Below are 12,937 nucleotides of genomic sequence, written 5' to 3'. Positions count from 1 at the left end.
TTTCAAATGATGTCGCGTGCTATTCAGTTAGCAAAACGCGGCATTTACACTACTGCACCCAACCCGAATGTGGGTTGTATCATTATACAAACAGATGGTCAGATCGTTGGTGAAGGTTTTCATGCCAAAGCTGGCGAGCCTCATGCTGAAGTACATGCCATGCGAATGGCGGGCGACAAAGCAAAAGGTGCGACGGCTTATGTCACGTTAGAACCTTGTTCTCATTATGGTCGAACGCCACCTTGTGCTGAAGGTTTGATTAAGGCTCAAGTAGCCAAAGTAATTTGCGCCATGCAGGACCCAAACCCAAAAGTCGCAGGTCGTGGTATCAAAATGCTACGCGATGCGGGTATTGAGGTTGAAATCGGTTTGCTAGAGCAAGACGCTCTCGACTTGAACCCTGCATTTATCAAGCGTATGCAAACGGGCATGCCATTCGTTCAGTTAAAGATGGCCGCTAGCCTTGATGGGCAAACGGCATTGAATAATGGTCAAAGCCAGTGGATCACATCGCCAGAAGCGCGTCGTGATGTTCAGAACTACCGAGCAAAATCAGGCGCTGTGCTATCAACTAGCCAGACGGTGATTGAAGACAACGCGTCGTTGAATGTTCGTTGGGCAGAGTTGCCAAGCAGCATCAAAGATCATTACGCTGAAGACGAGCTGCGTCAGCCGATTCGCGTGATTCTTGATCGCCAAAACCAACTGCGTCCTGAACTCAAGTTATTCCAGACTCCAACATCCGTGTTGAGAGTTGCCGAAGCGTCTGCTGATATTGAAGTCGCAACCATAGATGCAGGTCAGCTTGATTTGCACGATCTGATGCGTCAATTACCTGCAAATCATATCGACCATATTTGGGTCGAAGCGGGCGCGACATTGGCAAAAAGCTTGATTGAAGAGCAGCTGGTGGATGAGCTAATCCTCTATTTAGCACCTAAACTTATGGGCAGTGACGGACGAGGTTTGATGGGCGCATTAGGGCTCACTTCAATGTCTGATGTTATTGACCTAGAAATTAAAGATGTTCGACAGGTTGGTGTGGATATTCGCATCGTTGCGAAACCCGTATTTCGAAACTGATAGTAACGAAACCACAGTAGAAATAGTTACTCCAACTGCATACGTGTCGTTGACAACAAAAAGAGTTTTAAAATGTTTACAGGAATTGTAGAAGCCGTAGGTACATTGAGTGCAATCACTCCCCGCGGAGAAGACATCACCGTAACGGTTGACGTTGGTAAGCTTGATATGGCTGACGTTCAGTTAGGCGACAGTATCGCTACCAATGGTGTGTGTTTGACGGTGGTTGAATTTAACGACCACAGCTACAGTGCAGACCTTTCGCTTGAGACCCTGAAAAAAACGGGTTTTGTCGATTACCAAGCGGGCGATAAAGTTAACCTTGAGAAAGCAATGTTACCAACCACGCGTTTCGGTGGACACATCGTGTCTGGTCACGTTGATGGCGTGGGTGAGATTGTTGAACGTAATCAAGTTGGTCGTGCGATTGAGTTCTGGGTAGAAATGCCAGCAGAAATCTCAAAATACGTGGCTCAAAAAGGTTCAGTAACGGTCGATGGCATCAGCCTGACTGTGAACGATTTACGTAAGAACGCATTCAAGCTGACTATCGTTCCTCACACCTCTTCAGAAACCACCATCGACCAATTCAATGTCGGTCGTAAAGTGAATCTAGAAGTCGATGTATTAGCGCGTTACATGGAGCGTTTACTGCAAGGTCAGCAACAAGAGTCTGAGCCTGAATCTCGATTAACGATGGAATTCTTACAGCAGAATGGTTTTGCCTAACCGTTGATACAAAGTGCGTTAAGCGAGACTTTGTAAAGCGAAGCAATATCATCAGGTTTAAATAGTGTCGGTTCTAGGAAGCAGAACCATTTCAAAGGATATAGAACAATGCCAATTAGTACTCCTCAAGAAATTATTGAAGACATTCGCCTAGGAAAAATGGTTATCCTGATGGATGATGAAGATCGCGAGAATGAAGGCGATCTGATCATGGCAGCAGAACATGTGACGCCAGAAGCGATTAACTTCATGGCGATGTATGGCCGCGGCTTAATCTGTCTGACGCTAACCAAAGAGCGTTCAAGCCGTATGGGTCTAGCACCTATGGTTCAAGACAACAATGCACAGTACACCACCAACTTTACGGTTTCGATTGAAGCGGCTGAGGGTGTAACGACGGGTATTTCTGCATCTGACCGCGCAGTGACGGTTCAAGCGGCAGTGGCGAAAGATGCAAAAGCGGCAGACCTTGTTCAACCTGGTCATATTTTCCCACTGACAGCGCAAGATGGCGGTGTTCTGACTCGCGCAGGACACACAGAAGCAGGGTGTGATTTAGCACGTCTTGCAGGCTGTGAGCCAGCATCTGTTATCGTTGAGATCCTAAACGACGACGGCACTATGGCTCGTCGCCCAGATCTTGAAGTGTTTGCAGAAAAGCACGATATCAAGCTAGGTACCATTGCTGACTTGATCGAATACCGCAACAACACAGAAACAACGATTGAACGTGTAGCACAATGCCATTTGCCAACTGAATTCGGTGATTTCGAGCTTGTGACTTACCGCGATACAATTGATAACCAGATCCACTACGCGATGCAAAAAGGCGACCTATCTGAAGGTGCTCCTTTGGTACGTGTTCATCTGCATGACACGTTCACCGATCTGCTTCATTCAGACCGTGGTACTGAACGCAGCTGGTCGCTAGATAAAGCGATGAAGCGCATTGGCGACGAAGGCGGTGTGTTGGTTATTCTTGGCAACGAAGAGTCGTCTGATTCTTTGATTCACAAAGTGAAGACATTCGAAGCGCAAGACAAGAACGAGCAGCCAACTATGGCGAAAAAGCAGGGTACCTCGCGTCGTGTTGGTGTCGGTTCTCAGATTCTTCAAGACCTAGGCGTGCACGATATGCGTCTGCTTTCTTCAAGCTCTAAGCGTTACCACGCATTGGGTGGTTTTGGTCTTAACGTTGTTGAGTACGTTTGCGAATAAATCATGCGTCAGCGAGCAGACGTTTCTCCGTTTGTAGCGACATAATTTACCGATGATTTCAGTGACTCTTTTGGTGATAGATCTTGCCAAAAGAGCAAAGTAGCCGAGTTCGACTCAAAACGTGTTCAATACACAAACTTGGCTCCTCGCTGTTCCTATATGCTTGGGATCAGCGCTGCATTATCATCTTTACATTGCCGGTGTCTGTTCTTCTAAATTACCATTAGATATTGCTCACAGTTTTGTGCTAGAATCCGGCGATTCTCACTTGATGAAAATAGTTAAAGGAAGGCTTATGAAAGTGATCGAGGGTGGCTTCCCAGCGCCAAATGCAAAAATTGCTATCGTTATTGCTCGTTTCAACAGTTTTATTAACGAAAGTTTACTTTCTGGTGCAATCGATACTTTAAAGCGTCATGGACAAGTAAGCGAAGACAACATCACTGTTGTTCGTTGCCCTGGTGCAGTAGAACTTCCACTTGTAGCGCAGCGCGTTGCAAAAACAGGTAAGTTCGATGCGATTGTATCTCTTGGTACAGTAATTCGTGGCGGTACACCTCACTTTGACTATGTTTGTAGTGAATGTAATAAAGGTTTGGCACAAGTGTCTCTGGAATATTCTCTTCCAGTAGCGTTTGGTGTTCTTACTGTTGATACGATCGATCAAGCTATTGAACGCGCAGGAACCAAGGCTGGTAATAAGGGTGCAGAAGCAGCACTTAGCGCACTTGAGATGATCAACGTTCTTTCTGAAATCGATTCCTAATGGGGGCCAGTGTGAAACCAGCCGCACGTCGTAACGCACGTCAATTTGCTCTACAAGCAATTTATTCTTGGCAAATTACTAAAGAAAATATTGCTACCGTTGAAGAACAGTTCTTATCTGGTGGTAAGTATGATGAAGAAGAGCATCATGCTGCAGAGCCTGCTCTTGCTATGCCAGAAACAGACGTTGCATACTTCCGCGACCTACTAACTGGTGTTGCTCTTAGCCACATGGAACTTGATAGCAAGCTTCGTCCATTCGTATCTCGCCCTATGCAAGATCTGGATCTGATGGAACTAGCGCTTCTACGTTTAGCTATGTACGAGATGACTCGTCGCGAAGATGTACCATACAAAGTGGTTATCAACGAAGCTATCGAGCTTGCAAAAGTATTTGCAGCAGAAGACAGCCATAAGTTTGTTAACGGTGTGCTTGATAAAGCTGCACCGCACGTTCGTAAGAAATAAGACGTTCGTATATTGAATCTAAAGGTCAGCTTTCATGCTGGCCTTTTTTGTAACTAAATTTCTGTAATATCCATGATTACGGCGATTTTTATGAGACTAAAGATAGGGCATGTGATGTCTGGCGAATTTAACCTGATTGAAAAATATTTTGTAAATCGACAACCACAACGTAAAGACGTTCTTCTAGCTGCTGGCGATGATTGTGCTTTGGTCAAAGCGCCGGGCAATGTTGAGATAGCGATCAGCACGGACACCTTAGTGGCTGGTACCCATTTCTTAGCTGAGGCGAATCCGGCTTGGGTGGCACACAAGGCGTTGGCTTCCAATATCAGTGACCTTGCTGCAATGGGCGCAACGCCGGCTTGGGTGTCATTTGCTTTAACCATGCCTGAAGTGGATGAAGCGTGGCTTGCCCCTTTCTGTGACTCCTTTTTTAAACTCGCAGACTACTTTGGTATTCAGTTAATTGGTGGTGACACCACCAAAGGCCCACTAAGCCTGACACTGACGGTACAGGGCTTTGTGCCAGAAGGGCGAGCGCTGCGCAGAGATGGCGCGAAAGTGGGCGACTGGATTTACGTAACAGGTAATCTAGGTGACAGCAAAGCTGGCTTAGAAGTGTTACTTAACCCTGAGCAGAACAGAGCGAAGCCCTATGCTGCTGAGCTTGAAGAGAGACATTATGTGAGCGCTCCACGAGTGTTAGCGGGTCAGGCGTTGGTGAACCTTGCTTCATCGGCGATTGATATCTCTGATGGCGTTATTGCTGATTTAAAACATATCCTTAAGCGTTCTCAAGTTGGTGCGAGTATTGATGTAAGCACGCTGCCTATCTCTGCGGAATTACGTCAGTTCGCTCCTGATATCACTTCAGCTCAGCAATATGCGCTGACCAGTGGTGAAGAGTACGAACTGTGCTTTACTGTACCAGAAGAGAATAAAGGGTCGTTGGAAAGTGCTTTGTCACATACTGGTACAAAAGTCACCTGCATTGGCCAGATAAGACCTGTAGAATATTTTGAATTACACAATAATGGTGAACCACTAAGCTGGAACTTAACTGGTTACGATCACTTTAAGGTTAATTGATGACAAACCCACTTTCTCTTATTTCTCTTAAAAACCCTTGGCATTTCTTGGCTACGGGTTTTGGCAGTGGCCTATCGCCTATTATTCCCGGCACAATGGGCACGCTCGCGTCTATTCCGTTGTACCTGTTGTTGGTTCAGTTACCGTTTCCTGCTTACGTAGCTGTGGTGGTGGTAAGCTGCATTATTGGTATTAAGATCTGCCAAGTAACGTCTGATGATATGGGCGTGCATGACCACGGTTCTATCGTTTGGGATGAGTTTGCGGGCTTTTGGATCACCATGAGCTTAGTGCCTATGTTGAATATCCCTGCTGATGACTGGAAATGGCTTCTGACTGGTTTTGTGCTTTTCCGCTTTTTTGACATGGTAAAACCATGGCCGATTGGTTGGCTAGATGCGCGAATTCACGGCGGCTTGGGTATCATGATTGACGATATTGTAGCGGGTATTATGGCGGCTATTTCGTTGTATGCCGTAGCACACTTCGCAGGTTGGTTAGTGTGAGCTAACTGAAGGATTAAGGTTTAGTTAGCGATACACCAAACTAACTAATGGATACAAAAAAGGTTGACCCTAGGGCCAACCTTTTTTGTTTGCAGAGCTTACTAGCTTACGTATTAAGACTACTTAGCAAGGTAGTCAGAGACAGACTTCTCAATGCCTTTCGCATCTAAGCCAAGCTCTTCGTGCAGTTCGCCTTGAGTACCTTGAGCAATGAACTTGTCTGGTAGACCAAGGTTCAATACTGGCATCAGCAGTTTCTCTTGCATTAAGAATTCAATCACACCTGCGCCCGCACCACCTGCAATCGCATTCTCTTCGATAGTCACCAGAACATCGTGGTCAGCAGCAAGTTGTTTGATCAAAGCTTCATCGAGCGGTTTCACAAAGCGCATATCTGCCACTGTAGCATCGATGGCGTCAGCGGCTTGAAGTGCACTCTCAAGGAAAGTACCGAAGCTTAGGATAGCGACTTTCGAGCCATCTTTTGCTTTTTCGCTTTCGTGAACGATACGACCTTTACCAATCTCAAGCGCGGTAAATTCATTTTGAATCTCAGTGCCCATACCATTACCGCGAGGGTAACGAACGGCACTTGGACCTGTGTGCTGGTGGCCGGTGTAAAGCATTTGGCGACATTCGTTTTCGTCGCTTGGCGCCATGATCACCATGTTTGGAATACAACGCATGAAGCTTAAGTCGAACGCACCTTGGTGTGTTTGACCATCGGCGCCGACAAGGCCTGCACGGTCGATAGCGAACATGACCGGTAAGTCCATGATAGCCACATCGTGGATCAGTTGATCGTAACCACGTTGTAGGAACGTCGAGTAGATAGCGACTATCGGCTTATCACCCGCAATCGCCATACCGGTTGCTAGCGTCACAGCATGCTGCTCAGCAATCGCTACGTCGAAGTATTGTTCTGGGTACTCTTTCGAGAAACGCACCATGCCAGAGCCTTCACGCATTGCAGGCGTGATCGCCATCAGCTTAGGATCTTGCGCGGCCATATCACACAGGAAGTCGCCAAAAATCTTAGAGAAAGTTGGTTTAGAGCTGGTGCTCTTAGGCAGACTGGAGTGTGCTGGATCGAATTTCGGTACGCCGTGGTAACCGATTGGATCTTTCTCAGCTGGCTCGTAGCCTTTGCCTTTCTTAGTCATGATATGCAGGAACTGAGGGCCTTTAAGGTCTCTCATGTTCTTAAGCGTTTTAATCAGCTCATTGACATCGTGACCATCAATTGGGCCAATGTAGTTAAAGCCTAACTCTTCGAACATGGTGCCAGGGACAACCATGCCTTTTAGGTGTTCTTCTGTACGACGAACCAGCTCTTTAATCGGCGGAACGCCTGATAGCACTTTCTTGCCGCCCTCACGAATTGACGTGTAAAGACTGCCAGAAAGAACTTGAGCTAGGTGGTTGTTTAGCGCACCTACGTTTTCAGAGATCGACATCTCGTTATCGTTCAGAATAACCAGCATGTCATTGTGAATATCGCCCGCGTGGTTCATGGCTTCAAATGCCATACCCGCAGTAATCGCGCCATCACCAATCACACTCACGACTTTACGGTTCTTGCCTTCTTTCTTCGCACTGATAGCCATGCCAAGTGCAGCACTGATCGACGTTGAAGAGTGACCAACAGAAAGGGTGTCGTATTCGCTCTCTTGACGCCATGGGAATGGGTGCAGTCCATCTTTTTGACGGATAGTCGACAAGCGGTCGCGACGACCTGTAAGAATTTTGTGCGGGTATGCTTGGTGGCCAACATCCCAAACCAACTGGTCAAAAGGCGTGTTGTACACATAGTGCAGAGCAACTGTCAGCTCTACTGTACCTAAGCCTGACGCTAAGTGACCACTTGACTGGCTCACTGAGTTAAGAAGATAGGTACGTAATTCATCACAAAGCTGTGTAAGCGTCTCTTTTGGAAGTAGACGCAAATCCTCTGGCTTATCAGCCAAAGCAAGAGTTGGGTACTTTGATATATCAAGAGTCATAGGTAATGCGCGCTTATTGTCTTAGTTCTTGCGCTCGATGACGTATCGGGCGAACTCTTCGAGTAACTGGGTATTGTATGGGATTGCAGCCAAAGCTTGAAGCGCTTCCTGTAGCAGAGTTTGCGCTTTTTCTTGAGCGCCCTCTAAACCTAGCAAAGAAGGGTAGGTGCTTTTGTTCAATTCTTGGTCAGAACCCTGTGGCTTACCCAAAGTTTCAGTATCGCCAGTGATATCTAAAATATCATCTTGAACCTGGAATGCTAATCCAATGGCATCGGCGTACTTGTCTAATTGAGGCATCACTTCAAACGCTTTTTCACCAGCAGCAAGCGCACCTAAACGAATCGCACATTTCATTAGCGCGCCCGTTTTATTGCGGTGAACTTCTTCTAACTCTTCTAGCGTGACAGAGCGGTTTTCAGCTTCAATATCAAGTGCTTGTCCAATGCACATACCTTGTGCACCAGAGGCTTCAGCTAGGCGTTGAATCATTCGAACGCGATTGCTTTCACCGTCAGCACTTAATGTACCTTCCGCAAGTATAGTAAACGCGAGAGTTTGTAGTGCATCGCCAGTTAAAATTGCCGTTGCTTCATCGTATTTGATGTGACAAGTCTGATGGCCACGACGCAGTTCATCGTCGTCCATTGCTGGAAGGTCGTCGTGAATCAGAGAATAGGCATGAATACATTCGATTGCAGATGCTGGAGTGTCGAGTTCTTCAGCGGTGCAGCCGAGCATTTCCCCTGTAATGTAGACAAGAAATGGACGTGCGCGTTTACCGCCTAAAAGTAACCCATAACGCATCGCGTTGATCAGGTTCTGATTTTGGTGTGGCAGGCGATCAAGCCAAAGGTTCAGTTGCTCGTTATTACGTGCTTGATAAGACAATAAAGTCTCGATCATAGGGGATCTCATACAGTTCGTTATTCTGGTTGTGGGTTAAAGTCACTAAGTTCTGCGTTTTCATCATTTTGCAGTAGGATGCTAACACGCTGTTCAGCATCGTTTAGTTTGCTTTGACCGGCACGAGCGAGGGAGATGCCTCGTTCGAACTTTTTCAGCGCATCATCTAAAGCTAGATCACCATTTTCTAGTTGATCAACCAAGCCATCAAGCTCTTCGATTGCCGCTTCAAAGCTCATATTTTCAGGTTTCTTAGTAGCCATAATAAATCTGCGTTTGGAAAGATGAACGAACGTTACCCTAGGCCGCTGAGATGGTCAAATGTAACCAAGAAATTTTGCTAGAAAGTTCGTTTTTAAGGGGCTTGAACGCACTTTGCTTGAATAACCTTAGCTTTATCGAGTTTATGCGCTACGTATAAGAGCAAAGTAAGCCAATAGTTGGGATTCAAAAACGAAAAGTGTGATACTTAGGCCAAGAATTTACTAAAAGATCTTATAGTCTTGCCGATACAAAGATTATCGTCGACATAGAGCTACAAAAAAGCATGAGGAGTGCTCAGTGGATTTAGCTACCCTAATAGGTTTGATTGGTGGATTTGCCTTTGTAATTATGGCAATGATCCTAGGTGGAAGCCTCGGGATGTTCTATGACACGACATCCATTTTGATCGTAGTTGGTGGCTCAACCTTTGTTGTTCTAATGAAGTTCACCATGGGACAGTTCTTTGGTGCGACTAAAATCGCAGGTAAAGCTTTTATGTTTAAAGCGGACGAGCCTGAAGATCTTATCGCTAAGATTGTAGAAATGGCTGATGCAGCTCGTAAAGGTGGTTTCTTAGCACTAGAAGAGATGGAAATCAGTAACAGCTTCATGCAAAAGGGCATTGACCTATTGGTGGATGGACATGATGGCGATGTAGTTCGTGCGGCATTGCAAAAAGACATCGCATTAACCACAGAGCGTCACGAGCAGGGCGCGAAAGTGTTCTCTGCATTTGGTGATGTTTCTCCTGCGATGGGCATGATTGGTACCTTGGTTGGTCTGGTTGCCATGCTTTCGAACATGGATGATCCAAAAGCGATCGGTCCTGCGATGGCGGTAGCACTTTTGACCACCCTGTACGGTGCGATTCTTTCGAACATGGTGTTCTTCCCTATTGCTGACAAACTTGCGCTACGTCGTGACCAAGAGACACTTAACCGTCGTCTGGTTATGGATGGTGTACTCGCGATTCAAGATGGTCAGAACCCACGAGTTATTGATGGTTACCTGAAGAGCTACCTAAATGAAGGTAAGCGTATGATTGATGGTGAACCTGCGTAAGAGGAGTTGAAGATGGATGAAGAAAATCCATGTAAATGTCCTCCTCCGGGGTTGCCTCAATGGATGGGGACATTTGCTGACTTGATGTCACTGCTGATGTGTTTCTTCGTACTGCTGCTCTCATTCTCTGAGATGGACGTACTGAAGTTCAAACAGATCGCTGGCTCGATGAAATTTGCGTTTGGTGTACAAAACCGCTTGGAAGTCAAAGACATTCCTAAAGGCACCAGCATCATTGCACAAGAGTTCCGTCCTGGTCGCCCAGAGCCGACACCGATTGATGTGATCATGCAGCAGACGATTGATATTACGCAGCAAACGCTTGAGTTTCATGAAGGTGAATCTGAGCGTGCTGGCGGTACCATGCGTGACCAAGGCAAGATGACCGGAGGCAAGTCGCCAGAGGTTTCGACTCACGACAATCAAAACTCTGAGTCAGACCAACAGCAACAACAAGCTGAAGCTCAATCGCAAGAGATGGAAACCTTGATGGAAAGCATCAAGAAGGCGTTGGAACGAGAGATCGACCAAGGCGCGATTGAGGTGGAAAATCTTGGCCAGCAGATTGTGATTCGAATTCGTGAGAAGGGTGCATTCCCATCGGGTTCTGCTTTCCTGCAGCCTAAGTTCCGACCTTTGGTGAGACAGGTGGCTGAACTGGTTAAAGATGTTCCGGGTATTGTCCGAATCTCAGGGCATACCGATAATCAACGTCTTGATTCCGAGCTTTATCGCTCTAATTGGGACTTGTCATCACAGCGAGCGGTGTCTGTTGCTCAAGAGATGGAAAAGGTGCGTGGTTTCTCTCATCAACGCTTGAGAGTACGCGGCATGGCGGATACCGAGCCAGTCGAGCCGAACGATACTGAATGGCAACGTAGCCTCAACCGCCGCGTTGAAATCAGCATCATGCAGGGCGAGCCGCTTTACAGTGATGAAGTGCCTGTTATTAATCAATAGCCGATACGTGCACACGCGATAGCATCCAGTTAACATCGAAAGCCCAACCTTATAATGAGGTTGGGCTTTTTGTTTGTTGGTCTTTCACCATGCTCTCTGCTGAATTTATGTTGTTTCGAAACCTGCTACTGTTAATAACAAGCGGTTTAATGATGGTGTTACAGCAAGCACTCTTTTCCTTGCTTCACTTTCTCATGTATAATTCGCGCCCTTAGATTTAGATATGATCTATTCTTGCTTCAAGTGCTGTGTAAATTCTCTAATTTACTTGGCGATGAGCGTTTTCAAAATTTTGAACATTAATGTTGTGAAAGTACTATGAAATTTATTGTTAAGCCCCATCCGGAAATTTTTGTAAAAAGTGAATCGGTGCGTAAGCGCTTCACAAGGATTCTAGAGTGCAACATTCGTAACGTTATTCAACGTCGCTGTGAAAGTGTTGCGGTATTCAACCGTCGCGATCATATCGAAGTGACGTCTGAGAGTGACCAGTACTACGCAGAAGTGTTAGAGGCTCTGACTCACACTCCAGGTATTCACCACTCTCTTGAAGTACAACAGTCTGAGTTCAAAGACTTGCACGATATTTACGAGCAAGTACTAGAACGCAGCCGTGCTGACATTGAAGGCAAAACTTTCTCTGTTCGTGCTAAGCGTCGTGGTAAGCATGACTTTACCTCTATTGAACTTGAACGCTACGTAGGCGGCGGTCTAAACCAAGCAGTTGAGTCAGCTAAAGTTCGACTTAAGAACCCTGATGTAACCGTTAAGGTTGAAGTGGCTAACGATAAGTTAAACCAAGTTCTAGCTCGTCACAAAGGCCTAGGTGGTTTCCCTCTTGGTACTCAAGAAGATCTACTGAGCTTGATCTCTGGCGGCTTTGATTCTGGTGTTTCAAGCTACCTGCACATCAAACGTGGCTCTAAGGTTCACTACTGTTTCTTCAACCTTGGTGGCCCAGCACACGAGATTGGCGTTAAGCAAGTAGCTCACTACCTATGGAATAAATACGGCTCATCTGCAAAGGTGAAGTTCATTTCTGTAGACTTCGAACCTGTGGTTGCTGAAATCCTTGAGAACGTAGAAGACGGCCAAATGGGCGTTGTTCTTAAGCGTATGTTCATGCGTGCTGGTGGTATGGTTGCAGAGCGCTTCGGTATTGAAGCTCTAGTCACGGGTGAAGCACTTGGCCAGGTTTCTAGCCAAACGCTAACTAACCTTCGCCACATTGACAACGTGACAGACACTTTGATTCTTCGTCCGCTTATCAACTGGGACAAAGAAGACATCATCGACCTTTCTCGTATCATCGGTACTGAAGACTTCGCTAAGGTAATGCCTGAGTACTGTGGTGTTATCTCTAAGAAGCCAACAGTGAAAGCGAAGAAAGGCAAACTGGAAGCAGAAGAAGCTAAGTTTAACTTTGAAGTGCTGGATCAAGTGATCGAGAACGCTCGTGTTATGGATATCCGTGACATCGAGAAAGAGAGCCAAGAGCAAGCGCTTGAAGTTGAACAAGTTCAAGCTGTTGCTGAGCACGCTATCGTTCTTGATATCCGTAGCCCAGAAGAAGAAGACGAAAGCCCATTAGAGATCGAGGGTGTTGAAATTAAACACATCCCATTCTTTAAGCTTTCGACTCAATTTGGCGACCTAGACCAAGCGAAAGAGTACTTGCTGTACTGTGACCGTGGTGTAATGAGCCGTCTACAGGCGCTTTACCTACAAGAGCAAGGCTTCCATAACGTTAAGGTTTACCGCCCATAGTGGTGTATTGACCAACCGTTAATCATTTTGCAAAGCCGCTTACTGAAAAGTAAGCGGCTTTTTTATTTTCTATTGTGAATGATTTACAGTAGTCAGACAGAGGCGTGAGTTTGGGCG

Annotated in this window: 12 protein-coding genes and 1 pseudogene; 10 read left to right on the top strand and 3 right to left on the bottom strand. The window is 46.2% G+C overall.

Features of this window, described 5'->3' with window-relative positions; all coding sequences use genetic code 11:
• The first annotated feature begins 6 nt into the window (after positions 1 to 6).
• From ribD to pgpA, 7 genes and pseudogenes are all read left to right on the top strand, one after another.
• Positions 7 to 1,103, top strand: a pseudogene (ribD, locus tag MSG34_RS09190) (bifunctional diaminohydroxyphosphoribosylaminopyrimidine deaminase/5-amino-6-(5-phosphoribosylamino)uracil reductase RibD).
• Positions 1,104 to 1,155: 52 nt separating this feature from the next.
• The gene (locus MSG34_RS09185; protein WP_248337107.1) at positions 1,156 to 1,812 is read left to right on the top strand and encodes a riboflavin synthase; all 657 of its coding nucleotides are present in this window, start codon (positions 1,156 to 1,158) and stop codon (positions 1,810 to 1,812) included.
• Positions 1,813 to 1,920: 108 nt separating this feature from the next.
• A complete protein-coding gene (ribBA, locus tag MSG34_RS09180; RefSeq protein ID WP_019824919.1) occupies positions 1,921 to 3,030 on the top strand; it encodes a bifunctional 3,4-dihydroxy-2-butanone-4-phosphate synthase/GTP cyclohydrolase II in 1,110 nt (369 codons plus the stop codon).
• A gap of 295 nt (positions 3,031 to 3,325) precedes the next feature.
• The gene (ribE, locus tag MSG34_RS09175; RefSeq protein WP_004741508.1) at positions 3,326 to 3,796 is read left to right on the top strand and encodes a 6,7-dimethyl-8-ribityllumazine synthase; all 471 of its coding nucleotides are present in this window, start codon (positions 3,326 to 3,328) and stop codon (positions 3,794 to 3,796) included.
• Complete coding sequence (gene nusB / locus MSG34_RS09170; RefSeq protein ID WP_004734399.1) at positions 3,796 to 4,263, top strand: transcription antitermination factor NusB; 468 nt, start codon at positions 3,796 to 3,798, stop codon at positions 4,261 to 4,263. The genes ribE and nusB overlap by 1 nt, the downstream gene beginning before the upstream one ends.
• A 114-nt stretch (positions 4,264 to 4,377) precedes the next feature.
• A complete protein-coding gene (gene thiL / locus MSG34_RS09165) occupies positions 4,378 to 5,352 on the top strand; it encodes a thiamine-phosphate kinase (RefSeq protein ID WP_050633954.1) in 975 nt (324 codons plus the stop codon).
• Positions 5,352 to 5,858, top strand: a complete 507-nt coding sequence (gene pgpA, locus MSG34_RS09160; RefSeq protein ID WP_017060782.1) for a phosphatidylglycerophosphatase A — start codon at positions 5,352 to 5,354, stop codon at positions 5,856 to 5,858. The genes thiL and pgpA overlap by 1 nt, the downstream gene beginning before the upstream one ends.
• Positions 5,859 to 5,977: 119 nt before the next feature.
• Here the strand turns inward: pgpA and dxs are convergent, their stop codons facing one another.
• The 3 genes from dxs to xseB are packed head-to-tail and all read right to left on the bottom strand — an operon-like array spanning position 5,978 to position 9,030.
• Complete coding sequence (gene dxs, locus MSG34_RS09155) at positions 5,978 to 7,861, bottom strand: 1-deoxy-D-xylulose-5-phosphate synthase (RefSeq protein WP_248337105.1); 1,884 nt, start codon at positions 7,859 to 7,861, stop codon at positions 5,978 to 5,980.
• Positions 7,862 to 7,882: 21 nt separating this feature from the next.
• Positions 7,883 to 8,767: a (2E,6E)-farnesyl diphosphate synthase gene (ispA, locus tag MSG34_RS09150; protein WP_048612246.1), complete on the bottom strand. Its 885-nt coding sequence runs from the start codon at positions 8,765 to 8,767 to the stop codon at positions 7,883 to 7,885.
• 20 nt (positions 8,768 to 8,787) lie between these two features.
• A complete protein-coding gene (xseB, locus tag MSG34_RS09145; RefSeq protein WP_004734405.1) occupies positions 8,788 to 9,030 on the bottom strand; it encodes an exodeoxyribonuclease VII small subunit in 243 nt (80 codons plus the stop codon).
• A gap of 298 nt (positions 9,031 to 9,328) precedes the next feature.
• Between xseB and pomA the strand changes: the two genes are divergently transcribed.
• The 3 genes from pomA (at position 9,329) to thiI (ending at position 12,820) form a co-directional block, all read left to right on the top strand.
• Positions 9,329 to 10,093 (top strand): flagellar motor protein PomA, encoded by a 765-nt coding sequence (gene pomA / locus MSG34_RS09140; RefSeq protein WP_048612245.1) that lies wholly within the window; start codon positions 9,329 to 9,331, stop codon positions 10,091 to 10,093.
• 12 nt (positions 10,094 to 10,105) lie between these two features.
• The gene (locus MSG34_RS09135) at positions 10,106 to 11,053 is read left to right on the top strand and encodes a flagellar motor protein MotB (RefSeq protein ID WP_050619961.1); all 948 of its coding nucleotides are present in this window, start codon (positions 10,106 to 10,108) and stop codon (positions 11,051 to 11,053) included.
• Between the two features lie 318 nt (positions 11,054 to 11,371).
• Positions 11,372 to 12,820, top strand: coding sequence for a tRNA uracil 4-sulfurtransferase ThiI (gene thiI / locus MSG34_RS09130; RefSeq protein WP_248337103.1), 1,449 nt, complete (start codon positions 11,372 to 11,374; stop codon positions 12,818 to 12,820).
• The last annotated feature ends 117 nt before the right edge of the window (positions 12,821 to 12,937 follow it).

The sequence above is a fragment of the Vibrio sp. 1CM2L genome (assembly GCF_023161695.1).
In the GTDB taxonomy this organism is placed as follows: Bacteria; Pseudomonadota; Gammaproteobacteria; order Enterobacterales; family Vibrionaceae; genus Vibrio; species Vibrio coralliirubri.
Note: the sequence above shows the minus strand (reverse complement) of the source record. Positions and strands in the feature narration are given on the sequence as shown.

Excerpts from the sequence above, each read along its gene's own strand:
- ispA (WP_048612246.1), bottom strand. The coding sequence starts at position 8,767 with ATGATCGAGACTTTATTGTCTTATCAAGCACGTAATAACGAGCAACTG.
- ribE (WP_004741508.1), top strand. The coding sequence starts at position 3,326 with ATGAAAGTGATCGAGGGTGGCTTCCCAGCGCCAAATGCAAAAATTGCT.
- thiL (WP_050633954.1), top strand. The coding sequence starts at position 4,378 with ATGTCTGGCGAATTTAACCTGATTGAAAAATATTTTGTAAATCGACAA.
- pgpA (WP_017060782.1), top strand. The coding sequence starts at position 5,352 with ATGACAAACCCACTTTCTCTTATTTCTCTTAAAAACCCTTGGCATTTC.
- thiI (WP_248337103.1), top strand. The coding sequence starts at position 11,372 with ATGAAATTTATTGTTAAGCCCCATCCGGAAATTTTTGTAAAAAGTGAA.
- xseB (WP_004734405.1), bottom strand. The coding sequence starts at position 9,030 with ATGGCTACTAAGAAACCTGAAAATATGAGCTTTGAAGCGGCAATCGAA.
- MSG34_RS09185 (WP_248337107.1), top strand. The coding sequence starts at position 1,156 with ATGTTTACAGGAATTGTAGAAGCCGTAGGTACATTGAGTGCAATCACT.
- dxs (WP_248337105.1), bottom strand. The coding sequence starts at position 7,861 with ATGACTCTTGATATATCAAAGTACCCAACTCTTGCTTTGGCTGATAAG.
- nusB (WP_004734399.1), top strand. The coding sequence starts at position 3,796 with ATGGGGGCCAGTGTGAAACCAGCCGCACGTCGTAACGCACGTCAATTT.
- MSG34_RS09135 (WP_050619961.1), top strand. The coding sequence starts at position 10,106 with ATGGATGAAGAAAATCCATGTAAATGTCCTCCTCCGGGGTTGCCTCAA.
- ribBA (WP_019824919.1), top strand. The coding sequence starts at position 1,921 with ATGCCAATTAGTACTCCTCAAGAAATTATTGAAGACATTCGCCTAGGA.